This is a genomic window from Myceligenerans halotolerans (genome assembly GCF_054782975.1).
This window is the reverse complement of sequence record NZ_BAAGRL010000022.1, coordinates 77,602-99,928: the sequence shown is the minus strand read 5'-3', so window position 1 is coordinate 99,928 and position 22,327 is coordinate 77,602. Positions and strand designations below refer to the sequence as shown.

Sequence of the window (22,327 nt, the reverse complement as noted above, 5' to 3'; positions counted from 1 at the left end):
GCCCGGAACGAGCGCTCACCCTGATCAGATAACAGAACGAAAACGAACCGACCGGCCCTGGGAGGGTTGTCCATGCTCGCTCGCAAAGCTCGCGCCCGGTCGGTTCGCGGGGTCGTGATGCTGACGATCACAGCAGTAGCGGTCGCCATGACTGGTTGCACGAGGGCGGCGAACGACCCGCAGCCGTCCCCGACATCGACGGGTGGCGAGGGTGCATCCGTGGTGGATGTCAGCTCCGAGCTGGAGAAGCTGCCCGACGTCGAACGGTTCCTGGAGCAGGCGATTGCTCAGGTTCGGCAGACGTACCCGGATCAGGTTCCCGACGACCTCACGGCTGCCTCGGTCATGGGTGAGCTGGATGCGATTGACGGGCATGTGGACGCCGATGGTGTGCTCGACTATGTCGCCGCGAAAGACGACCCTGCGATCACCGCGGACACCCTGGATCCGTACGCCCGGACCTACCGGACCCTGGGTGGCGAGCTGACCGGCACCGGTGCTGCGGCCGCCGACGAGACGGGTGCGAATGACGCAGGCGCGGCGGTAGACGGTTCACGCTTTGAAGGCACGTCTCCGGCATCGGTCGCCCACGCTTCGGTGGTCCGATTCCAGACCGCCGACGAGGGCCGGAGCGATGCCGATCCCCGAGTCGGTTACCAGGGGCCGCGGCAGTTTGTCTCTGCCAAGCCGGCGGAGGTCGACGACTACCAGCCCATCGGGAACGAGGTCCTCCAAGGCAAAGTTCTCTACTTCGAGTCCGAATACAGTCTGGCGCGCTTGCGCTTCACGTCGGAACTCGATACCTACCTGCGCCAGTACGTAGGCGAGGATCAGACGGTCGTCACGTGGGGCGGGATCATGGACGGTCCGTTCGGCGCGTGCATCGTCAATACTGAGGTCTACCACGAACAGGTATTCGAGCACGACGCCGAGGATTCGGAAGTCTGCCTGACACGGGCGGTCAGCGGATCCACCGTTCCAGAACCGTTGCTCCCGCTCGACTCAAGCACGCCGGAATCTACCGTGGCTGTCGAAGCGGATGTCGAGCAGTTGATCATTCAGGAGCTGTGGCCGATAGTGAAGGACTTCATCGGCCTGACCGATCTCGAGAACTGCTTCACCAAGGCAGACATCCTCGCCTGCGTGATGGTCCTAATCAACGTCCTGCCCGTCGCCAAGGCCATCAAAGCCATCAAGGTGATCCCCGCGGTCGTCAGAGCTGTCGAGAAGATCGTCACGTTCATCGCGACGAAGGGAAAGAAGCTCCCGGTCGCAGCGCCGCGCGGGTGCTTCAGATCCTTCGCCGCGACGACGCCCGTACTGATGGCCGATGGCACGTACAAGCCCATCCAGGACGTCCGACCCGGTGATGAAGTCCATGCGACGGACCCGATCTCCGGCGTGAGCGGCCCGCGTCGCGTGATCGACACCTTCGTCCACCAGGACACGCTCGTGGATCTCCGGCTTGCCGGCGGTGAGACGATCACCACGACCGCCGATCACCCCTTCTGGTCGTCGACCGACCGCACCTTCGAGGACGCGAGGGACCTTGCTCCTGGTGAGAAGGTCCTATTGGCTACCGGGACCGAACTGACTGTCAGAGGGCTCGACACCGGGACGGCACGCGAAGGTGCCGCCTACAACTTCACTGTTCTCGGCCTCCACACCTACCACGTCGGCATCGACGCGATCCTCGTCCATAACGCGTGTGGGCCGGTGGTTGGCGCGTCGATGACATTTGACAACGTGATGACGTCGTTCCGAAAGCTTGATCCGGGTCGGAATCCGAAGAACAAGTACGTGAAGACGGTGTCGTCACACGACGAGCTCAGGGAGGTTTTCGACAGTTGGTCCGCAGGAGCGGAGCGGGTTGAGCCTCGCGGTGATAAGGTTTCCGACGCGTTCGAACTGGCCGACGGCACTCGGATTCAGTGGCGTACCTCGTCGAAATCTGGCGGCGCGACGATAGAAATCTTGCCCATGGCGGGCAGGGAGCGAAAGGTGCACATCAATGGAGGATGATGAGATCATCTCCGAGTTTTTAGAGGATGGCCTCGACGACTGGGTCTCGCTCCATAACGTTGTGTGGTTCACGACTCGCGGCGACGTCAATGAAGACTCCAAGGAACGGGCGATCGAAATTCTTGGCCGACTCTATTCGAGTGGTCTGATGGTTCCCGGGCGTCTCGGCGATGCCGGGTTCGAAGATTGGCCCGGCACGGTAGATGACTGGCTGATCCGGTCGAGGGACGAGTTGGATGAACTCGACTGGAAACCGATGGGTGCGGGATTCCGGTTGCGCCTGACCGAGCACGGGGAAACAATGGCTCGCGAGGCCGAGGCGCGCTGAGCCTCATTTCCGTTTACATTACTGCCCCATCATAGTTAAATGGATTCATGAAAGAGGATGAATTCACTGAGCTATTCAAATACATGCAAGACATGCGCCAGGACATGGACGATCAGTTTGAGGGTGTCAAGCGAGACATCGGCCGTGTCTACGAACTCCTCGATGATGTTACGCGTCGCTACGACGTCGAAGAATCTGAACGAGCCGCCCACGCTGCACAACTTGATCGCCACGAGGAGTCGATCGACCGTCACGACCAGTCCATCGAAAAACTGGACCACCGCGTGTCTGGCCTTGAGGCTCGCGCCGCGTAGCAGAACTTGATCTCGATCGAGCCATACAGGCACGACTCCGCGGGTCTCGCCGGGACTGCCGTCGAGGAGGTTCAGGAGCGCTCGGACTGGATCGGCAATGCACCTGCGAGGTCGTACCAGTGGCGCCACTCCCCATACAGAGCGACGAGTTCGGATACCCCAGTCTCGACATCGCTGAGTGAGATGGTGGCCGGCTCCTGGCCATCGCGGTGGCCGAAGAACGTGCCGCCGGGCTTCGGCTGCCAGAGGTTATGCACCAGGTCGTTCCGCAGTTGGAGGACGTCGCGGAGGCGCATCGTGAACTCGCCGAAGGCTTCCCAGTCATCGCCGAGAGTGCGCGCCCGCTCTTCAGCCATCGTGACGAGGCCGCCAATCGTCGTTCGCGTGTACTTCGTCTGTGGGACGCGTTTCATCGCCTGGACCAGAGCACGGAGTCGGTCCTCGAGCAAGGCAGAGAGGGCAGACATCCGCCCGATGCCCGCGTAGAAGTCGGTCGTGAGGCTCCCAAAGAAGTGGTTGGGGATCCCGCTGGCTGCTGCATCCCGGGGAGGAGCCGTAGTGGCCTGGTCACTTGAGAAGCCAGTCTCGTCGGACATCAGCACAGCGTATCGGCGCGGTCTTGCCGATGCTACGGATTATCTGGCGAGCGGCGTGGTGGCCCCGCGACAGCGGAGGAGACTACTTACTGCCGTCGCTCCCCACTGGCGGACGGAGCCCCGTTATCAACTCGGCTGGGTCGACGCCGAGCGCCTCCGCGATCTTGAGGATGTTGTGCAGCGTCGGGTTGCGCTGGCCTCGCTCGACCTGCCCGAGGAAGGACCAGTGGCCGCCGCCCATCTCGTCGAGCTGTTCCAAACTCTTGCCCAGCGCCTGGCGTCGCTGTCGGACGCGGGCGCCGAACTCCTTCGCGGCTTCGGACTTCGGGGGCTTGGCCATGGTGTTCTAAGCCCATACGCCTCAATCACAAGGATCCAGAGACGTTAAGTTTAAAGCGTATATGTACAGGGCGCCGGAATCCTGGTAACGTCACGTCTCGACCCACCTGACCTGCGGAAACGGCCGGGCCTATAGGGCTGTTCCGTAGCCCAGGGCCCGTCGTTGCCGACCTGTTCTGGCAGGTGGGGAGCAGCACGAGACGACCAGGAGGTGAGACGCATGAACGCACTGCGAGGCGGCGGAGACGGCGACACCTGATCGCTCTCCGTGGCACAGCGAAGCCCCTGGGTGCTCTCATCACCCAGGGGCTTCGCGCATTATTTAACATCAAAGCCGATTTCTTGTATAATCGAGCTTGAAGTATGAAACACCCGCTGGATCAGCTCTACAAGACCAAGTTGCAGCTCCTCGCTGTGATTGCTGTGGTCGGCGGGATCGCCGGACTGGTGCTGGCCCACTGGGGCGCGCAGCCAGGAGCACCAGCCTGGATCGCACCACTTCCCATCGGCGAGATCGGCTCCACGCTCTTCGGTACCGGCCTGCTGGCCGTCTTCTTCGAGTACGTCGACCGCAAACATGGAGACGTACGCACCGAGCAGCGCATCAGCGAGGCGGTACGCCGGGAAGCGCCGGCGATCCGCGACGCTGTCCTTGACAGCTTCGCCTTCAACGCCGAGGCGTTGAAGGGTCTGGCCTCACCCGAAACCCTCGACCGAGTGGCATCCGGCGCACTCGGTCTGCGGCTCGACGACGCCGCACTCGCAGAGGATCTCTACACCGACCTACGCGACCAGATCATCCGAGCACCAGAGCGATGGCACGACGTCGACATCTCCGTGAGCCTGACGCCGTGGGATGCAGGCCCCGAGACGGGCCAGGGCTCGATGTTCGTCGCCACCATGCGCTGGCAGTACCGAGTCGTCCCGGCCGGTCCGACGATGCGGTTCGCCTGCGTCTCCGATCTCGACGAGTACCGCGAGCTCTACCGCGACCCGAATGTCAACTTCGCCTGGCGTACATCCACGAGCGTCGACGCTGCCTCGCTCACCACGTTCGAGCTCGTCGAACTCAGTGTTGACGGCAAGGACCGGCCGATCCGCCGTACCGAGCGCAAGGGGTCGCAGTACTACACAGTCAACCTCGGCAAGAGCGCCGGCGAGGGTCGCGAAGTCACGATCGCCTACACCTACCGCGTGCTCGTCCAGCGCCATGGCCACCTGCTGTACCTCGACCTGCCGCGGCCGACCAAGGGGCTGAGCGTCAAGCTCAGCTACGGCAACGCAGGTATCCGCCGGGTCAACACCCTCGACTTCGTCGCGAGCCCGAAGGCGTCCACCGTCGACGTGACACCGCCATCGGTTCCCGAGCGCGCCGTGTCCGTCAACTTCGACGGCTGGATCTTCCCGCGCTCCGGCGTCGCGTTCGTGTGGGTGCTTGAGGACGAACTGGAGTGACAGCGACGCCTGTCCAGTCCCCAGCTGCTTGCGCCCCAGTTGCACATTGCCGGGGAGTATCCGGCATGTCAGTCAGCGCGTCTACCGTTAGGTCCATCACACTGGAGCACGTCCTGGACAACGCCTGGGAGGCGGCATGGTGACCGTGGAGGATGCGACGATGGGCCCCGAGTCTGTAGCGAAAGGGGTGGACGGGCTCGGGCTGCGCGCGAACGAGGAGCCCGTTGGTGCCCATTGGGTTCGCGCTGCGCTACAGGTCAACCCGTACGGCTACCACGGCCGCAGCGCGCCCTCCACCCGTTTCTCCTCGGAGGCTGACTACAACGACGCGCTACTCGACAAGTGTCAGGCCCTTGGCATCGAGGTCATCGCGATCACCGATCACTGGTGCGTTGACTCGGCCACCGGACTGATCGAGGCTGCGAAGGCCCGCGGCATCGTGGCGCTTCCCGGCTTCGAAGCGAACACGGCCGAAGGCTTCCACATGCTCGTGATCTTCGACGCCGACACGTCGATGGCCGCGATCAACGCTGCGATCGGAGCCTGCGGCGTAACGCCGGGTTGTAGCAATGGAACGGTCGGCGGCTCCTACACAACCATCCTCGACAGGATGACCGACATGGGGGCATTGGTCGTCCCGGCGCACGTCAACGTAGCAAACAGCGGGATGCTGACAGGCCGACAGGGCAACGCCCTTGCGAACATGATTCACGAGCCTCACCTCCACGCTATCGGCATCACACCGAGCGTGGCCCCGGCGCAAGAGCAGCAGGTGATCATCGACAGGCGCAAGCCGTTCGATCGCAAGCACCCGCTGGCCGTCATCCATGCGGACGATGTGTCGCATCCAGACACACTTGCAACTGAAGGTGCGACGACCTGGTTCAAGGTCAGTTCGCCCCGCGTCGAGAGCTTCAAGCTCGCGGTACGAACCCCAGAGACCCGTGTGTCGCTCGCCGATCCCGAGTCTGTGACCCGCCCGCTCCTGAAGCAGATCTCGTGGGTCGGCGGGTTCCTCGACGGAGTGACGATCCCGCTCTCGTCCGACTTGACTGCCCTCATCGGGGGCCGAGGTACAGGCAAGTCAACGGCCATCGAGAGCCTTCGGTATGTACTCGACCTCGTACCCATTGGGGCGGACGCGAAGCGAGACCACGAGGCGATCGTGAGTGGCGTACTGCGATCGGGAACGGTTGTGAAGCTTGAAGTCGAGACCGTGAGTCCATCAGCCCGAACGTTCACCATCGAGCGCTCCGTTCCAAACCCGCCCATCGTCAAGGACTCGAGTGGCACTGTTACGAGTCTCAGGCCGCATGACGTCCTCGAAAATGTCGAGATCTTCGGGCAGCACGAGCTTGCTGAACTGGCCGGCGACAGCGCGAAGGTGGCGAGCATGCTTGAGCGCTTCGAGGGCAACACGGGTCGGACAGTCGAGCACAACAAGACGCTCAGGGACCTACGCGACAACCGTGAGAAGCTGAAGCGCGCCGAGGACGAGAAGGCGAAGCTGGAAGAGGAGCTCACCGACATCCCGCGTCTTGAGGACCGAGTTCAGCACTACGAAGAGACGGAAGTTCCGACCCGCCTCAAGCAGGTGACTAGGTTGGGCCAGGACGAAGCAGTCTTGGAAGAAGGCCGTCAGCGAATCGCCTCAGCGCGCACCTCGGTTACCGGGCTGACCGATGCTCAGCTCACGGCGCAGCTCACAGCGGCCTACGACGGTGTTGAGGAATCGCCAAGAGCTGATGTCTTGCGCAAGGTGCGTGCGGCCACCTCGAGTCTTGCGGACAAGGTGCGCGAACTGGCCTCTGAGCTGCAAACCGCCCTCAGTGCTGCTGAGGCTGAGATTGAGGCTGCTGCCACGGAATGGGATGCGGTCGTTCGAGAGCAACGCACCGAGAACGCGGACGTACTCAGGAAGCTGGTTGAAGACGGCTACGACCCCGACCAGTACCTGACAACGGCAAGGGCACTGGGCGAGCTCAAGGCGAAGAAGTCACGCCAGGCTGGCGTCGACACGAACATCAGTGAGCTCTTGGCAAGCCGCAAGACCCTCATCCAGGAGCTGACCGACCACGAGAACAAGCGGTCCGAAGAGCTGAGTAAGGCCGTACGCGCTGCCAACGACTCGACCGGTGGCGTCGTGATCGTCAAGCCGATCGCGTCGCCCGATCGCGCCCACATCAAGGAGGTCATCACGGCGGCGCTCAGCGGTCAGCGCACGCAGATCATGAACGCGGTTGACAGCGACGGATTCTCGACGCGTCAGTTCGTCGAGGCGGTGCGGAAGGGTGAGTCCGAGCTTGGAACTCGCTACTCGATCCGCGGTGCTCAGGCTCGGAATCTGATTGGGGCTGGCGAACCGCTCCTTCGCGAGCTGGAAGAGCAGAGCGTCGGGCAGGCGGTCGAAGTGCGTCTTGATGTCCAGGCGGGGACCAGCACTCGAGATTTCCGGACGATGGATGAACTCTCCAAGGGGCAGCGTGCCACGGCACTGCTACTTCTTCTCCTGGGTGCCTCTACCGCTCTGCTCGTGATCGACCAGCCCGAAGACGACCTCGACAACCGTTTCGTGTACGACGGAGTCGTTGGCAAGCTCCGGGAGCTGAAGGGCAAGCGCCAGATTATTGCTAGCACTCACAACGCCAACGTTCCGGTCCTGGGCGACGCCGAACTAATCGTCGCGCTGGAGGGCAGCGGTCAGAATGGCAGTCCGATCGAAGGCGGCATCGGATCTCTCGACGATGCGACGATCCGTGGGCTCGCCGAGTCCATCCTCGAAGGAGGCTCCGCAGCGTTCAACGCGCGGCAGCACTTGTACGGCTTCTGAGGGCGATGAGATGCAGCAGACAGCGACAGAGCTGTGGGGCGAGTGGGTTCGTTCGGGCGTGCTGAAGCCTGGGAGCTACGACGCTGACGTCAAACAATGCGTCCAAGGCGCCCTTGAGCACGCAGGAGCACCCGCTGCGGGCACGCTAGAGGCAGCGATGGATGCTGTCGAGTGGACTCCGCGTGACCTGATCCGCGCGTTGGCGCCCGTCGTGGCGTCGTTCACCGGGATGCTTCGCGATCTGCTGCGACTCCTGTCACGGATCGGCGCCAAGTCCGGAACCCGGGAGAACCTTCGTGTCGTCTACGAGTTCGACAAGGGTGACTTGATCGACGACTCACTCGGCAGTTTCCGTGAGACGGTCGAGCGGCTCGAGAGCGTCGTCGTACGCACACGTCCACTGGTGTTCGACCCTGATCGAGTTTGGCAGAGCCCGCTCCGGGGCTTTCGCGCATACGATCTAAATTCGTTTCTCTCGACCCACGGCTGGAGCGTAGGCCGTGAACACTGGCAGTTCGGCGACGGAGTCCCGGTCCCCGAGCTGACTGGCAGTTCGCGAGTTGACGGCTTACTAGAGGAATACGTGCGCCTGTTGCGGTGCGTCGCGGAGCGGCTTGGAGAGATCGGCGACGACACGATCGCAGTTACTGCCTGGCTGGTGCACGCGGAGCGTGATGAAGCATGGGCATCCGGCTCGGAGATTGTGGCAGAAAACACTTCCGACATTGTGATCGCGCGGGAGGCGAGTGACTACTGGCTATTGTCCAATGCTTCCATGGCGTGCGGTTTCGCTGAGGCGGTCGCTCGCGGCGAACCCGTGCGGGATGACTTGCTCGACCGGTTGGAGGCGTGGCTCGCCGAGTTTTGGGGAGTCGAGACGGACTCCATGCGGGAGCGGCTCGTTGAGGAGTTTACTGACGTCCTCTCGCTTCCCACGTGGGGGAGGCGCCACGACCTCTATTCGGCGTGGATCGCGACGCAGATCGATCGTGCTCTCGACTCGCGGCTCGAATTTGTTGTCGAAGATGGCGCCTTAAGATTCCCATTCAGCGAGACGTTGCTTGCACGCCTTGACGCTGCGGCAGGTGACGTCGAGCTTAGGAGCGAACGAAAGTTCCCGGCTTCTGACCTCGTGGGCAAGGGGCGGAAGAATGGTGTCCAGCCCGACTACAGTTTCGTTCGCGCATCGGATCAAACGCCCATCGTCGCTGTCGAGGTCAAGCAGTATCGGCACTCCACGACGAGCAAGCCAGCTGCGGCACTCCGTGACTATGTGGTGGCACTGTCCAGCGAGCAAGTGTTTCTCGTCGCGCACGGTCCGCTCGGGCGCGGGGTTGCTAGAACGATCCCTGCGGAAGCCTCAGAACGCGCTCACGTGCATCGCAACGTGCGTGTCGGGAAGCCCGCTGAGTCGGCGGCCTTCCGCAAGGATTTGGCCAGTCTGTTTCCACCTCCACCGAAGCCGACGCTTCCCGGCGTGGGCGCTCCCCGGTCTCTTCCTGGACCGATCGGCCGACCGGTACGCGTCGAGCTGCGCTGGTTACCCTCGGTGCACGATCTCGATCTCCATATCCTCGGGCGCGCCGGCGAGATGTCCTACCAGAATCCCTTGATGCCTCACGCGGTTCTGAAAGATGACACGTTCAATGGCGGCCCAGAGATCGCGTACCTCAGCGCCGTACCTGTCGGTATCGAGGTGCGAGTCCACGTCTACTCGCAGGGAACGCTGCGTGCTGCGGCTCCCGTCGCTGCGCTCGTGTGGGATGACGGAGCGCGCATGGAACTTGTCCCGACCGACGAGGTGCTTGACGCCGGAAGAAGATGCTGGGTTGTCGGCAGCATCGACGAGGACGGCACCGTTACGCCGTCCGGTGACTCTCGCATAGCAGACCTGTAGCCGTAGCTGCTGAGGAGGATAGAAACTCATGCGACTCTCGCTGGATGGTGAACTCTTTGAGTGGACGCCCGATCTTGTGCGACGAGGCCTTGCCGGCCATGTACCAGAGGACATCCGCCAGTACTGGGTTGAGATCGACGGCGTCCGCTGGCCGGTGAAGCAGGTGGTCGCGGCAGCGACTGGAGCCGAGCGCACAGACTTCCAGTCTCAAGAAGCACGTCGGTGGCTACGCAAGATTGGCTTCGAGATCGGTGGCGGAGCTTCGCCGTCGACTGTGGTCAGCTCGAAGCCCAGAGTGCGAAGTGCCGGATCACGGCGACGGCGATTCGATCCGAGCGTCTGTGAGGGGCGGGAGCTGCTTGAGGTTCAGATCGCGTTCAGATGGTTCAAGGTCGGGGAGGTATCGCTTGACGGCGCTGGGTTTCCCCAGTTCCCAACTCTTCCGAAGGCACCGGGCCTCTACCGCTTCGACTTTGGGACGGACGAGGACGGCGTGCGGATCTACTACATCGGCGAGTCCGACGATCTGGCCCGGCGAGCTGGCGACTATCGCAACGCCAAGACGGACCGCAGCCGTCAGCGGACGAGCCGACGGATCCACAAGGAGATCGTGGAGCACCTGACGGCGGGTGGAACCGTCGAATTCGAGATCGTCACGGCGGTTCGCTTGGGGAACGGTGACAGTGCGAACCTCCGCCTCAAGTCCGCACGGCGCTTGGCTGAGAACGCCGCGGTGCTGTCGGCGCAGACCGCGCCGCATACTCGTGCGCTGAACATCGACACGGACCTCAGCGCAGATGAGCCCGAGAGCTGAAGCCGTTTCGACGGTGCCACAAGGTGTGGATTCGCCGAACTCGCGGCATCTAGACTGGTCACGCGGGGTGGCGGTCGCGGACATGCGGAAGGACAAGGGAATGAGCGCAAGTGGGACGCGTACCTGCTCGTGGTGCGGTGAGCCAGGACATGACAAGCGGTCGTGTGACGTGTCCCTGAACGCTGGGAAGTGCAGCGTGTGCGGCTTCCACGGGCATGACAAGCGCAACTGTCCGGACAAGTAGCCCAAGGCGCTTCTCAAGGCTTCGCCTGCATCTCCGCGCGCATCCCGGATGGCCTGCTACTGCTGGGGTGTCACCCCGTCCCATCGTCCGGGCGGGGGGACGAGGCGTCGCGGTTCCGGTCCCTTGCCGCGCGGGCCAGTGTCGGCCGGCCGCTCGTGGGAACTGCGATACAGGATGCAGACCCCAGGATGGGGCTTGGTCTCGGACAGAAGTCGGTCGAGCCCGGCACGGTCTTGGTGGCGACGCGGGTGGTTGTCCAGGACGCAGGCATATGCGAGCGGTGGTTCTACGCCAGGGTGACCAAGTTCGAACTCGTCCAGCAGCATCGACAGCTTCCAGACGTCGTTTGCCACAGCTCGGTGGTCGAGCCCGTTGGCGACGCTGGATCCGACCTTGAGCTCGGCGATGGCGGCCAGGCCCTTCAAGGTTTCCAGACCGGTGCCGTCCGAGGATCTGGTGAGGCCGGCGTAGTGCGGTAGATGGACGCCGGGCCTCCGGGTGACCACGACGTCGAGCTTGGCCTCTCCGCTGCCGCCCAGTCGTGCCTTCCACGGACTATCCATGAACGTCCCGATGCGCACGATGGGCTCACGCGCCACCCGGTCGATGCCGAACTGGCTGATCAGGTAGTGGGCGAACCACGCCTGGAACGCTGCCTCAGGAGCGACGAACGTCGAGCAGGTCCAGGCAAACGCGTCCCAGGCCGCCTTGAACTTGACCTCGACGCGTTCGCCGTCGTGCGTGTCCTGACCAGTCGGCATGGCCGCATTCTGCCAGTCCCGGCTAGCGGCAATCCGACCATGGCGGCCAGGATGCGTGCCGTAGCAGGCGGGTAGCGGGTGAACCTGACCAGTAGTGGTGGCGCATCTCGGGGCGGGGCCCTTTACTTGACGACAAGTGCGACCCCTCGGACATCTCGCCGCATCGCCACGCCTCCTTGTCCACTGTCACCGCCGACCTCCCAAGGACCTGCCACCTATGCCCGCACCGATCCTCCTTCTCTTGCTGCTCGCCGCGGTCATCGTCGTCCCGGTGGCCACGGAGAGCTTCTGGCTGACAGTGATCGCGCTTGTCGTGATCCTGATCGCCAACCCCATCGTCCGCGTCATCCGCATGAACGCCTACTTCGCGTCCGAGCACTTCCAGACGCTCAAGGCAGAGATCGCCTCCGTGGTTGCCGAGCACAACGACGTCGTCGACTACGTCGAGGAGATCCGTGCTCGGGGCTCGTTTGAGCTCGGATCGTCGTCCACCGGGAAGTATGCGCACCTCGCCTCGTTCGAGAACACCTCGGCCTGGAACAACCGGCGCGATCGCAACGTCGCCGAACATGCCCCGCACGTGCACAACGCCTCGCTGCAAGTCGTGCGTAATGCCAGCACAGACCCGCTCAAGTACGTGATGAAGTACTTCTCCATCAAGGCTGACAAGGACACGCTCGCAGACGTCCAGCGCGTCGCTGACGACATTGCCCGGCTGGAAGAGGCCCGTCGCCAACGTGAAGCAGCGCGAGGCGGACATCACCGCGAAGATCGACCCGCCCGCGTTCATCCTGAAGCACTTCCGCAAGGAGTACTGGGACCAGGTCGGCGTCCACCTGTCCCCGATCGAGGTGCCGTACCCGCAGTACAAGTTCCAGTACACCTCTGCCGGTGGCAACAGCAGTCAGACGACGCGCATCGAACTGAACACTCCGACGCTGGAGGCATTGTCGGCGACGCTGGTCGAGAAGATCCGCTGGGCCAAGTCCGCTGCCGGGCAGCGCGCGCTGATGACCACCAAGCTGCGGAGCCAGATCAAGGAGCGCGACAACCACACCTGCTTGAAGTGCGGGGTCTCGGTGGCTGCTGAGCCGCACCTGCTGCTCGAGGTGGACCACATCATGCCCGTCTCCAAGGGCGGGCTCAGCGTGCCCGAGAACCTTCAAACGCTGTGCTGGAAGTGCAACCGCACCAAGGGCGCCAAGGTGGTCGTGTAGTCATTTGCGCCGGTGCGCATCCCAGGCTGTGACCCCGACGCCGTCCTGTGCGGACGCTCGTCTCAACCTAGTGAGGTGTCGATGGACGACGACGGATACATTGATCCCGAATCCAGAGATGGATACATTGATCCCGAATCTAGACCAGCGGGCGTCACCAATCTTATCGATCTGGCCTACTGCATTGATGGGAGCTACTGCACCCTTCTGGATGATGGCGGGACCGCCACCAACATCGGGATTGCTCTCTTGGTCGCAGTCGCACTCAATATCTGTGGCATCGTGCTGTCTTATAAGAGCCTCGTCGGAATCATTGAATTCTCCATAGGGCGATCAATTCGTGGCAAGTTTGCGCTGGCCTTCTGCGCGGTCGCCGTCGCGCTCTTGTGGTTTCATCTCTGGCTCACCTACGCACTCACCGAGGTTCAGGGTCAGAGCATTTTCGCATGGATGTTTACGGGACCGCTCTTCACACTCGTACTGATGATCGGCGTAGGGCTGTCGATAATCTCGGTCGGTTATGTTGTTAATACAATCATGGCGATGCGCCGGATGCCTGGGAAGCCTGGACCAGAAGAAAACATGGTCCTGGCGTTCTCCGAGGTGCGATGGCAGTGGGGCTTGCTTATCGCTTTTGTTCTTGCGGTGCTGATCGGGTGGCATGTGCTGTATGAGAGCGTGCCCGAGGTTGCAGCTGGGCCCTTCGGTCAAGGCCCGCTCTGGTTGCAGCACGCGCTCGATGTTTGGACCCTCGAAATACCGGTAACGATCCTTTGGGGATTGGCAACGCTTCTTGGGTCCATCCCAGGCATTGTGGGCTTCGGCGTCCTTGGCATCCTATCGCTCATTTTGCCACAGCAAAAAGTCTCACCCGATGGTGAGGCGACGGGAATTGCCTCGGAGATCGCTAAGGCGACTACGGTTCAGCTTATGGGTCTTGTAGTGAGTGTGTGTATCGCGATTATTGTTGGGTTGATCCTAGTCATAATAGTCGTCGGCGTGATTGGCGTAGTTGGTGCCGTCCTAGTGGTATACATGGCGTACCTGATGGCAGCGATTCTTGCAGCAGCAATGGTGAGTGCCTTCACGAAGAAGTAACGACTCGTACCGAGAGTTGCTACCGAGATTCAGTTACGCTGGCTGTGAGCGTCCTGCAATAGAAGTAGCCCGGCGGGGCGGGAGTCCTGATGGACTCACCGCCTCGACCGGGCTTGTGTCACGACTCGTGGCTGGCGTCCAACTCTTCGCTCTTGGCGCGTATGCGCTCGCTGAGTTCGCGTGCCTCTTCCACGATCCAAGGCTCGGCTCCTGCGGCGGCGAGGTCTCGCCGCACCTGTTCGGTCAACTCAACAGGGCTAAGCTCCTCATACGGATTGCGCTGCTCTCGTCCGGACATCGTAGTCTCCTACGAATGTCTCCACGGCCGGTACATCCGGCTCCTGGCCCACGTACGTGGGAGGATGACCTTTTCGTAAAGGGCATCTTTCCACGCGCGTGCACAGTGTCAGCGCTATTATCATATATACACTAAATGCAACCTATTGTCAATAGACAGACTACTGCTCTTCGCGCTCTTCGCGCTCTTGGCGTCTCTCGGTGCGCTGCATTAGGCTCTCGTACCACTCGCGCCCGGCGAGGCCACAGTTATCCCTGATGTGATCACGAATCTGGCCCGTTCGCTGGTTGAAATCATCGAGCATTGTGTAGCCTTGGTCGATTCCTTCGCGCAAGGATTCGACTGTTGTATAGGTGGCATCGATTGTCGTCTGAAGGCTCTCAAGCTCGGTCAGTAGTGGATTGTGCGCTGTCCCCCGCGCGCGATCCCGCTTTCGGGCAAGCCTCTTTCTGTCCTTCTTCAAGTCTTCGATGGTATTCGAGATGCTGTAACGCGCACGCCCGGCTTGCTTCACGTGTCGGTACCATACATCGGCAACCTCGCGGCTCTCTCGATGATCCTGCCTCAGGGTTTCGAAGTTCAGCTTGTGAAGACCTTCGTCGATCTTTTGCTGCAGCGCCGCGCGCTTGCGTTCGAATTCTTGTCGAGCGCGAGCAAGTTCTTCACTGGCGGCGTGTGCCTTGCGGAGAGTTCGAGCGGCGAGTCGATGCGGCGACCGCACACCGAGAAAGTAAATGTTCGTCACGGTAACGATGGCGACTGCGATCGCACCAATGAGGATGTAGTCATCCATCAGAGTTCAATCTGGCGCCACGGAGCGACGATCTCACTGATCGGGGTGAGGTCGAGAGAGTCAACGAGACGTACTAGCTGGTTGCCCCGACTGGTGGTGACGCTGGCGAGGAGCTTCGCATAATCCAGCGCTGTCTCGCGGTAGAGGAGTCGATCTTCGTTGGGAAGCGAACGGTCGGTCTGCATTTTGTGCGCAGTCTCATGCCCGGTGATTAGGACTTGATATGTGACGTGCAGACTCTGGGCATGGGCTATCTGCATATCGAATGCGCGCGTGATCGCCGCTTGCCTGTGGCGAAGTTCGCTGCTGTGGATGTCGTGGAGAGCGCTTAGCTCCATCTCCTTGATGTGGAGCTTGCGAATCTCGATCCTGCACGCGGCGATCGTCGTGATGGTTTTTGCTATGTCGTGCGCCAGCGAGCTGATCGGGTTCAAGGCATCTGCTACGCGAACGACCGCGTCGCTCCATGTGACTCGGTCGCCATCGACGTGTACAAGAGTCTCCACAGCAAGTCCCTCCGGGTCGGCGTAGCTCACGAGCGTACGGGGGCGAGGAGCTGCGTTCCAGGGTGAGCTGTGAAGGTTTGATGCGGTTCAGGGTCGGCGTGCTTAGGCCGCCATCCTTCCCGTCGATGGGATCGGAGAGTGAGTGAATTCCGCGAGGCGGGAGTCGAACACTCGGATCCTGCTCAGGCGTCTGGAGCGAGGAGGTCGAGCGGCATCAGGCTGATTGGATGTGGTTTCTTTTGAGATCTTCTCGCCTGACCCCATCCGGGCGTCCGCCTGGACTTGTACATCACCGAACGGTAGGAGCGGGCGTAGATTCGTCGGCGACGTCTGCCAAGTGACTGCGGGCCGTCGTCATCGAGCGACTTCGGTAGTCGCGGATTCAAATGTGGATACTCTTGTCCCGAACAGTGCGCCGATCACTAGGTCGGCCCGCTGCCGATCTCGACCACGCGAGCACCGTTCGCTCCGACGGATCGAGGGTAGGGTGATCCCGTGGACTATGAGCATGCTTGTGAAGTCGTTTCAGGATATGGGGGCTACTTCAACTTTGAGGCGATCCAGTCGCAGACGGGGGAGGTGCTCGATCGCTACAGCGCCGAGGGCTGGGAGCTTGTCTCAGCCGTAGCCGGTGACAACGCCAACTCGACGAAAGTGATGATGTTCTTCAAACGACCTGCAAGGTAGCGCGGGTGGGCGTCGCCATCCCCCTTCCGTTGCGGTGTGGACCAATGCCGAGGTCCAGAGGTGCGGATGGTGACGGTGCCGCAGGCATGCACGGAGCGCGTTCGAGCTGCGTGGGAGGTAGGTCTCGTGACTCTCTCTCGGTGTTACGGTTGGCGGCACGCGACTACGCCGTCCTCCTTCTTGCTCATGCACGCTCCGTGCCCCCTCGCTCCCGCAGCCGCCGCTGGATCGTTCGCGCATGAGCACCGAACTTCTCGCCGATCTGCGCCGGCGACCACCCGTCCTCGTAGAGCTGTACTGCTTCGTCGATCTGCGCTGGCGTGAGCCCGGCACCTCGCGTCCGCACGCCCGCTACCTTCAGGATCCGGCTCACCCTCTTGCGATCGATCCCGAACTGGTCGCCCAGTTCGTACACGGTCGCACCAGCTTCGTATCCCTCGACGATCTGTCGGATCTGCTCTGGGCTCAGCCGCTTCACGCGCCCCGGCACCGACCGCTCAGGCGATGGGGAAGTAGCACCAGCCAGATCCGGCAGCTTCCGCAGCAGACTCTCAAGCTGCCTGGCCTGCATATTTGTGTTGTAGTGGGGTCCCGGCAGCTCCACTCGGCGAGGGGCGAGCTGTGTCCGCGGAAAGCGCGGACCGGCTCGCCTCGTCGTGTTTCGTGGGGGTGCAACCCCCACACCCCGCCCGGGGGCAAGCCCCCGGACCCCCACGGTGGTCGCGTTGTTCGAGTAGCGTCCCTGGAGGTCCACTCGATCGAGGGCGAGGTGTGTCTGGCAGGGCCAGACCATCTCGCCCTCGTCATGTCTTGTGGGTGCGGAGCCCCCACACCCCGCCCCGGGGGCACGCCCCCAGACCCCCGCCTGGGTACCGTTCGGTTTGAAGGGCTTGGGACCGTGTCGACCACCGTCCGGGCGCCTTCCACGGCTTGCAGCCGTGTGAACGGCCTTGAGCTCGCTCTCGGTGATCTCGTCCTCTTCGATGTCGAGGGCATAGGAGATCGCCTGGGGCGGGGCGGCGGGCCCTGCCGGGGGCAGCACGCCGTGGCGTGTTCAGTCCGTTTCGGGCGGGTGCTCGTACCGGCTGACGGGGACCGCGAGGGGGCCGATCCCCAGGCTGCGGCGCACCGCCTGGTAGAACCGTTTCTGCTGGTTGCGGATCTCCCGGTCGAGCGGTTCCCAGTCGGCCGGGTCGAACGCGTCGAGGTCCCGGATCTTGTACTCCAGATTCGCCGACACGTGCCACATCCGGCCGCCGGTGGCCACCGTGTCGTCGTCGGCGATCAGGCACAGCGACTCCCAGGCCAGCATCCGCCGGTGGTTCGCCGCCTGCAGGCGTGTGTATCCCTCGTCGGCGTCGAGCGGGGGAGACTTGTCACCCTGCCGCAAGTGCACCGTCATGCTGGCCAGTGTCTGGACGATCTCCCGGATCGACGCGACGTACTCGGCGCTCACGTCGAGCACCTGCTTGTCGAATCGAACCCGCTGTTCCCGGCGCCAGCGCGCGGCGTCGGTGACCGCGGTCGTGGCCAGGGTGCCGACGACGCCGATCACCACGCCGACGATGGTTGGCAGCTGCGCGAGGAAGGCGTCCACCCGGCAAAGCTACCATTAGAGACATATGGTGCTAAGTTGTGGGTGTGACGGGCTGGTGGAGCGTCATGCGCTGTGTCCTACTCTCCGATGGGACATACCTGCTTACGTGGCCAGCGCTGGATGACTACACCATGGAAGGCTCCTGTCTCGACTCGCTGGCACAGCCCGATGCAAGCCCGGCCCGAGCCACCAACAAACACGTGGCTCGGGCCGGGGGCGCTGCCCCCACACCCCGCCCGGGGGGACTCAGTCCCCCCGGACCCCTACGCCGGGTGAACTTGCACCACTGCCTGCGACGACACTTCCCTTATGTCGGAATCCAGGTACATTGGCAGCATGGCGGACTCACAGCTGACCCTGCCGGAACGGTCGGCGTTGCTCGCGCTGATGACGCAGATTCGGGAGGTGTCCAACGCCGGGCTCGCCGACGAACTGGGCATCAAGATCGAGAAGAAGGTGCGGGAGCGCCTGGTCGAGCTGGGTTACATCAGAGCCTGGCAGGTCGGCCGGTATCGGGCATGGATGCACGAGCTCACCGACGAGGGCTGGCGGCGTTGTGGTGAGGAACTCGGTAGCCCCACGCCGAAGGGCGCACCGAAGGCAACGCGGCTGCAGTACGCGCTGACTCGCCGGTTCGCGGCGTTCATGGCACGGTCCGATCTGCGGGTCGCGGACATCTTCGTGCCGGATGGCGAGCCGAGCGCGTCGGAAGGCGAGCCGACCCTGGCTGCCGTCGACGTCTCGGATCGAATCCGTGCGGCGTACGCCGAGCTGGCTGCCGAGCCTGGCGCCTGGGTGAGCCTCACACGGCTGCGGCATGCCGTCGCCGATGTACTGCGTGGCGACCTGGACGCCGCACTGCTGCAGATGGTCCTGGAGCCGGAGGTGCGACTCAATCCCGAGTTCAACCAGAAGACGCTGACTGAGGCAGACCGGGCAGCCGCGCTGCGCATGGGCGGCGCGGACATGCACGTGATGTCCATCGGGCGGCCATGAAGGAGATCGAACGCGACGCACTGGCAGAACTGACCAGGACCAACTGGGCGATCAGCAGGGACGGCGTGTGGGAGGAACCGGAGACGCACATTGCCGGCCTCAACGGTCGCGCGGTACGCACGGTCATGGACGGCTTCGACGCCGCCGAGACCAGTGCTGCGGAGAGCCCGATCGGCGTGGTCGTCACCGGACAGGCCGGTTCAGGTAAGACTCATCTTGTCTCGACCGTGCGGTCGCGGGTCACCGCGGCGGGCGGCTACTTCTTTGCCATTGACCTACGCCATGAGCGGTCTTTCTGGCAGAGGGTGGTGCAGGACGTGCTCAATGGTCTGCTCCGACCCGGTAGTGGCGGAGTCGCGCAGGGGGTCACCCTGCGGCTGGTGCTGTCCCGGAGACTCGGCCTGTCCGAACCCTTGCAACGGCAACTCATGGGGGATGACAAGCCGACCCGCTCGGGACTTGACGACATCGTCGAGGCGCTGGGCAATGTTGACCGGCGGCTCGCCTTCGAATGCGGACATACTCTGCGAGCCTTGGCGCTGCTGGCCGCCCGTTCGGTGGCGACCGCGGAGGTCGCCAGAGCCTATCTGTCGTCGGAAGGCGAGTCGGTGGTCGGCGAACGGGCCGAGTTCGGTCTTCGCGTCGCCCCCAGGACGCCGCACGAAACGGTCAGTGAACTCTTCAAGCTGATCGCGCTCACCGGGCCGAGCGTGATCGCCCTGGACCAGATCGACACGCTGATCCAACAATCGGATCGAGCCACCGACAGCGCCGCGTCCGAGGAGCCCGGCGCTGTTTCTGACTCGATGGGACTGCCCAGGAAACAGCTGTTCGAGGACGTCGGCAGCGGGCTCATGGAGTTGCGCGAAGCCACCCGCCGGTCCCTGGTTCTGGTGGCCTGCATGGACTCGGTCTGGCAGGGAATTGCGGATTATGCGCCGAGTTCCGTGGAGCAGCGGTTCCGCCGCGCCGAGCAACTGGACACCATCCCGACGGCGGCGATCGGGCAGGCGCTCATCGAGAGGCGGTTCGCGCTCAAGTTTGGCAAGGTCGGCTTCACCCCGCCCTATCCGACCTGGCCGGTACGGCCCGAAGCGTTCGCCGACGCGGTCCGGTTCACCGCTCGCGGCCTCATCCGCCGGATCGACACCCACGTCCGGGGGCGCCTGGACGCGAACGAGGTCATCGAGCTGACCAGCCTCGCAGAGTCGAGCGGTGCTGACGCGCCGGCGCCGCGACCAGGGCCTGCGCCGCTGCCGGCCGATCACGGTGCGTTCACTGAGATCGACGGGCAGCTGACCGCCTTGGTGAACGATGCCGAGGTGATCGCGGAGGTTACTCAGGCGCTCGACCCGCGTCAGGAGGATCAGGGCATACCGGACCTCATTCGTTCCGCTTTGACGTGCTGGGTCGACGAACAGGGCGAAGAACGCTTCCAGTACGTGCTGCCTCCGGCGACGATGGCCGCCGGCAATCCTGCCCTGCACGCCGAACTGCAACGGACCCTGGACGAGGACACAGAGGACAAGATCTACTGGTCGTTCCGGGCGATCGGGTGGCGGGACGGGAGAGCGGTCATCAACCGCATCGACCGAGTCCTGAATGCCACGGGGCTGGACCCCTCGGCGCTGAAGCGCAAGGTCTACCTGCTGCGCACCGGTGATTGGTCGAACGGCCAAAAAACCCGGAAGAAGGTCCAGGAATTCGAGGCGGCCGGCGGGGTCGTGATCCGGCTTCCGAGGGAGACCTTGGAGACCGACCTCCGCACGTTCACGGCCTTGGAGCGACTCGCCGCTACCCAGCCGCCGGCCCGGTTCAGCGCATGGTTGCTCAGCCGCCGTCCGGCCGGCCGCACCGCGCTCCTGCGGGCGGTGTTCGGTGACCCGCCGGACGACGCGGAACCGCCGCGTCCGGAACCCGGGCCGGCAACCACGCCGCAACTGTCCGATGGGTCCTGGCCGCTCACCGACACCGACCCGGCCGACCCGGTCGCGACTGCCCCGGACCCGGCGACGGCGGATCAGACGCCGGTGACAACGGACTCGGCGACAACGGACCCGTTGACGCTGCACGTAGGCGACCGGACGGACACCGGCGCGCCGGTGACGATCAGCCTGGAGTCGTTGCGGAAGCACACGGCGATCTTCGCCGGGTCAGGATCCGGTAAGACGGTGTTGATCCGCCGGCTGGTCGAGGAGTGCGCGTTGCGTGGAGTGTCCGCGATCGTGCTCGACCCCAACAACGACCTGGCGCGGCTCGGCGATGCGTGGCCGCAGCCGCCGGATGCCTGGGGGCCGCACGACGCGGCTCGCGCCGACGACTACCTGCGCAACACCGACGTCGTCGTCTGGACGCCCCGCCGGGAATCGGGCCGGCCACTGACCTTCCGTCCGTTGCCCGACTTCGCCGCGGTCACTGACGACCCGGATGAGTTCCGCCTGGCCATCGACACGGCCGTCGCCGCGCTCGCACCCCGCGCCCGCGCCGACGGCTCGACCGCGAAGGCCGAACAGTCTCGCGCCGTTCTCAACCAGGCACTGCAGTACTTCGCGCGCAGGACCGGCGGCGGGCTCAAGCAGTTCCTGGATCTGCTCGGTGACCTGCCCGATGGCGTGTCGCGACTGGCCAAGGCGCATGAGATGGCTGCGGACATGGCGCAGACCCTGCACGCGGCCATGATCAACGATCCTCTGTTCGGTGGTGAGGGCGAGCCCCTGGACCCCAGCGTGCTGCTCACCCCGGCGACCGGCAAGCGCGCCCGGATCTCGGTGATCAGCCTGGTCGGCCTGCCAACGGAGGAACAGCGGCAGAGCTTCGTCAACCAGCTCCAGATGGCTTTGTTCGCCTGGATCAAGCGTCACCCCGCCGGCGACCGGCCGCTCGGCGGGCTGCTGGTCATGGACGAGGCGCAGACCATCGCTCCGTCCGGTTCGCTGACCGCGAGCACCTACAGCACCCTTGCGCTGGCCTCGCAGGCTCGCAAGTACGGACTCGGCCTGGTGTTCGCCACGCAGGCGCCCCGTGGTATCCACAACCGGATCTCCGGCAACGCCACCACGCAGTTCTTCGGGTTCCTCAACAGCCCGCCGCAGATCGCCGCGGCCAAGGAGATGGCGGCCGCGAAATCCAGTGCGGTGCCGGACATCTCCCGGCTGGGCGCCGGTCAGTTCTACGCCGTCGCCGAAGGCCTGGCCTTCCAGAAGATTCGCACCCCCATGTGCCTGAGCTACCACCCGCCGAGTCCGCTGACCGTCGAGGACGTCATCGCCCGCGCTCGGCAGGAGTGACGTCCGCGCGCGAAGCGGAGAAGGGAACCCGCCGTGGAGAGAGCGATCCAGAGTCTGCTCGAGGCATTCCAGCAGGAACACGACCTGACCGAGCTGCCGGAACCCGAGGCGTCCGCAGGGAGCTGATCGACAGCACCGGCCGCTGAGGGTCCGACGGCGATCACGTCGGTGGTTGAACCTCTTCGGTCCCAGCCGTCCGGGCACGAGCAAACCGGTACGCTGACCCCGCGGAAGGGTGACCGGCGAGC

Annotated in this window: 20 protein-coding genes; 12 read left to right on the top strand and 8 right to left on the bottom strand. The window is 63.7% G+C overall.

Going from position 1 to position 22,327, the window contains the following annotated elements; genetic code table 11:
- Nucleotides 1-219 precede the first annotated feature (219 nt).
- From ACYVK5_RS15340 to ACYVK5_RS15330, 3 genes are read left to right on the top strand one after another with little or no spacing between them, the layout of a single operon-like run.
- Nucleotides 220-2,022 (top strand): polymorphic toxin-type HINT domain-containing protein, encoded by a 1,803-nt coding sequence (locus tag ACYVK5_RS15340; protein ID WP_460706483.1) that lies wholly within the window; start codon nt 220-222, stop codon nt 2,020-2,022.
- Nucleotides 2,012-2,350, top strand: coding sequence for a hypothetical protein (locus ACYVK5_RS15335; RefSeq protein ID WP_460706481.1), 339 nt, complete (start codon nt 2,012-2,014; stop codon nt 2,348-2,350). Before ACYVK5_RS15340 ends, ACYVK5_RS15335 begins: the two co-directional genes overlap by 11 nt.
- Nucleotides 2,351-2,397: 47 nt before the next feature.
- Nucleotides 2,398-2,664 (top strand): hypothetical protein, encoded by a 267-nt coding sequence (locus ACYVK5_RS15330; protein ID WP_460706479.1) that lies wholly within the window; start codon nt 2,398-2,400, stop codon nt 2,662-2,664.
- A gap of 71 nt (nt 2,665-2,735) precedes the next feature.
- Here ACYVK5_RS15330 and ACYVK5_RS15325 read toward each other — a convergent pair whose 3' ends face one another.
- Together ACYVK5_RS15325 and ACYVK5_RS15320 are read right to left on the bottom strand one after the other, a co-directional pair.
- Nucleotides 2,736-3,260 carry a hypothetical protein gene (locus ACYVK5_RS15325; RefSeq protein WP_460706477.1) on the bottom strand — a complete coding sequence of 175 codons (525 nt, stop codon included), beginning with the start codon at nt 3,258-3,260 and terminating at the stop codon, nt 2,736-2,738.
- Nucleotides 3,261-3,342: 82 nt separating this feature from the next.
- The gene (locus ACYVK5_RS15320) at nt 3,343-3,600 is read right to left on the bottom strand and encodes a helix-turn-helix domain-containing protein (RefSeq protein WP_460706475.1); all 258 of its coding nucleotides are present in this window, start codon (nt 3,598-3,600) and stop codon (nt 3,343-3,345) included.
- Nucleotides 3,601-3,962: 362 nt separating this feature from the next.
- Between ACYVK5_RS15320 and ACYVK5_RS15315 the strand changes: the two genes are divergently transcribed.
- From ACYVK5_RS15315 to ACYVK5_RS15300, 4 genes are all read left to right on the top strand, one after another.
- The gene (locus tag ACYVK5_RS15315) at nt 3,963-5,054 is read left to right on the top strand and encodes a hypothetical protein (RefSeq protein WP_460706473.1); all 1,092 of its coding nucleotides are present in this window, start codon (nt 3,963-3,965) and stop codon (nt 5,052-5,054) included.
- A 136-nt stretch (nt 5,055-5,190) separates the two neighbouring features.
- Nucleotides 5,191-7,884, top strand: a complete 2,694-nt coding sequence (locus ACYVK5_RS15310; protein ID WP_460706471.1) for a TrlF family AAA-like ATPase — start codon at nt 5,191-5,193, stop codon at nt 7,882-7,884.
- Between the two features lie 10 nt (nt 7,885-7,894).
- A complete protein-coding gene (locus tag ACYVK5_RS15305; protein WP_460706469.1) occupies nt 7,895-9,781 on the top strand; it encodes a hypothetical protein in 1,887 nt (628 codons plus the stop codon).
- Between the two features lie 28 nt (nt 9,782-9,809).
- Entirely contained in the window at nt 9,810-10,595 is a 786-nt protein-coding gene (locus ACYVK5_RS15300; protein WP_460706467.1) for a GIY-YIG nuclease family protein, read from the top strand.
- A gap of 300 nt (nt 10,596-10,895) precedes the next feature.
- On the opposite strand, the gene ACYVK5_RS15295 is transcribed toward ACYVK5_RS15300, so the two are convergent.
- Nucleotides 10,896-11,600, bottom strand: coding sequence for a hypothetical protein (locus ACYVK5_RS15295; protein ID WP_460706465.1), 705 nt, complete (start codon nt 11,598-11,600; stop codon nt 10,896-10,898).
- A gap of 737 nt (nt 11,601-12,337) precedes the next feature.
- Here ACYVK5_RS15295 and ACYVK5_RS15290 point away from each other — a divergent pair.
- Together ACYVK5_RS15290 and ACYVK5_RS15285 are read left to right on the top strand one after the other, a co-directional pair.
- A complete protein-coding gene (locus tag ACYVK5_RS15290; RefSeq protein ID WP_460706463.1) occupies nt 12,338-12,817 on the top strand; it encodes an HNH endonuclease in 480 nt (159 codons plus the stop codon).
- Between the two features lie 81 nt (nt 12,818-12,898).
- Complete coding sequence (locus ACYVK5_RS15285) at nt 12,899-13,915, top strand: hypothetical protein (RefSeq protein ID WP_460706461.1); 1,017 nt, start codon at nt 12,899-12,901, stop codon at nt 13,913-13,915.
- Nucleotides 13,916-14,033: 118 nt separating this feature from the next.
- Here ACYVK5_RS15285 and ACYVK5_RS15280 read toward each other — a convergent pair whose 3' ends face one another.
- The 3 genes from ACYVK5_RS15280 to ACYVK5_RS15270 form a co-directional block, all read right to left on the bottom strand.
- Nucleotides 14,034-14,213, bottom strand: coding sequence for a hypothetical protein (locus ACYVK5_RS15280; protein WP_460706459.1), 180 nt, complete (start codon nt 14,211-14,213; stop codon nt 14,034-14,036).
- Between the two features lie 160 nt (nt 14,214-14,373).
- On the bottom strand, nt 14,374-15,006 hold the full coding sequence (locus tag ACYVK5_RS15275) for a nucleotide exchange factor GrpE (protein WP_460706457.1): 633 nt from the start codon (nt 15,004-15,006) through the stop codon (nt 14,374-14,376).
- Nucleotides 15,006-15,542, bottom strand: a complete 537-nt coding sequence (locus tag ACYVK5_RS15270) for a hypothetical protein (protein ID WP_460706455.1) — start codon at nt 15,540-15,542, stop codon at nt 15,006-15,008. The genes ACYVK5_RS15275 and ACYVK5_RS15270 overlap by 1 nt, the downstream gene beginning before the upstream one ends.
- A gap of 465 nt (nt 15,543-16,007) precedes the next feature.
- Here ACYVK5_RS15270 and ACYVK5_RS15265 point away from each other — a divergent pair, with 465 nt between their 5' ends.
- A complete protein-coding gene (locus ACYVK5_RS15265) occupies nt 16,008-16,199 on the top strand; it encodes a DUF4177 domain-containing protein (RefSeq protein ID WP_460706453.1) in 192 nt (63 codons plus the stop codon).
- Nucleotides 16,200-16,383: 184 nt separating this feature from the next.
- Here the strand turns inward: ACYVK5_RS15265 and ACYVK5_RS15260 are convergent, their stop codons facing one another.
- Nucleotides 16,384-16,770, bottom strand: coding sequence for a helix-turn-helix domain-containing protein (locus ACYVK5_RS15260; protein WP_460706451.1), 387 nt, complete (start codon nt 16,768-16,770; stop codon nt 16,384-16,386).
- A gap of 483 nt (nt 16,771-17,253) precedes the next feature.
- On the bottom strand, nt 17,254-17,796 hold the full coding sequence (locus tag ACYVK5_RS15255; RefSeq protein ID WP_460706450.1) for a hypothetical protein: 543 nt from the start codon (nt 17,794-17,796) through the stop codon (nt 17,254-17,256).
- A gap of 336 nt (nt 17,797-18,132) precedes the next feature.
- Here ACYVK5_RS15255 and ACYVK5_RS15250 point away from each other — a divergent pair, with 336 nt between their 5' ends.
- Nucleotides 18,133-18,792, top strand: coding sequence for a hypothetical protein (locus ACYVK5_RS15250; protein ID WP_460706448.1), 660 nt, complete (start codon nt 18,133-18,135; stop codon nt 18,790-18,792).
- Nucleotides 18,789-22,079: a helicase HerA domain-containing protein gene (locus tag ACYVK5_RS15245; protein WP_460706446.1), complete on the top strand. Its 3,291-nt coding sequence runs from the start codon at nt 18,789-18,791 to the stop codon at nt 22,077-22,079. Before ACYVK5_RS15250 ends, ACYVK5_RS15245 begins: the two co-directional genes overlap by 4 nt.
- Nucleotides 22,080-22,327: the final 248 nt, after the last annotated feature.

What these genes read in the sequence shown, in the direction of transcription:
- ACYVK5_RS15335 (WP_460706481.1), top strand. Translation starts at nt 2,012, where the DNA reads ATGGAGGATGATGAGATCATCTCCGAGTTTTTAGAGGATGGCCTCGAC.
- ACYVK5_RS15330 (WP_460706479.1), top strand. Translation starts at nt 2,398, where the DNA reads ATGAAAGAGGATGAATTCACTGAGCTATTCAAATACATGCAAGACATG.
- ACYVK5_RS15325 (WP_460706477.1), bottom strand. Translation starts at nt 3,260, where the DNA reads ATGTCCGACGAGACTGGCTTCTCAAGTGACCAGGCCACTACGGCTCCT.
- ACYVK5_RS15320 (WP_460706475.1), bottom strand. Translation starts at nt 3,600, where the DNA reads ATGGCCAAGCCCCCGAAGTCCGAAGCCGCGAAGGAGTTCGGCGCCCGC.
- ACYVK5_RS15315 (WP_460706473.1), top strand. Translation starts at nt 3,963, where the DNA reads ATGAAACACCCGCTGGATCAGCTCTACAAGACCAAGTTGCAGCTCCTC.
- ACYVK5_RS15310 (WP_460706471.1), top strand. Translation starts at nt 5,191, where the DNA reads ATGGTGACCGTGGAGGATGCGACGATGGGCCCCGAGTCTGTAGCGAAA.
- ACYVK5_RS15305 (WP_460706469.1), top strand. Translation starts at nt 7,895, where the DNA reads ATGCAGCAGACAGCGACAGAGCTGTGGGGCGAGTGGGTTCGTTCGGGC.
- ACYVK5_RS15300 (WP_460706467.1), top strand. Translation starts at nt 9,810, where the DNA reads ATGCGACTCTCGCTGGATGGTGAACTCTTTGAGTGGACGCCCGATCTT.
- ACYVK5_RS15295 (WP_460706465.1), bottom strand. Translation starts at nt 11,600, where the DNA reads ATGCCGACTGGTCAGGACACGCACGACGGCGAACGCGTCGAGGTCAAG.
- ACYVK5_RS15285 (WP_460706461.1), top strand. Translation starts at nt 12,899, where the DNA reads ATGGACGACGACGGATACATTGATCCCGAATCCAGAGATGGATACATT.
- ACYVK5_RS15280 (WP_460706459.1), bottom strand. Translation starts at nt 14,213, where the DNA reads ATGTCCGGACGAGAGCAGCGCAATCCGTATGAGGAGCTTAGCCCTGTT.
- ACYVK5_RS15275 (WP_460706457.1), bottom strand. Translation starts at nt 15,006, where the DNA reads ATGGATGACTACATCCTCATTGGTGCGATCGCAGTCGCCATCGTTACC.
- ACYVK5_RS15260 (WP_460706451.1), bottom strand. Translation starts at nt 16,770, where the DNA reads ATGCAGGCCAGGCAGCTTGAGAGTCTGCTGCGGAAGCTGCCGGATCTG.
- ACYVK5_RS15250 (WP_460706448.1), top strand. Translation starts at nt 18,133, where the DNA reads ATGGCGGACTCACAGCTGACCCTGCCGGAACGGTCGGCGTTGCTCGCG.
- ACYVK5_RS15245 (WP_460706446.1), top strand. Translation starts at nt 18,789, where the DNA reads ATGAAGGAGATCGAACGCGACGCACTGGCAGAACTGACCAGGACCAAC.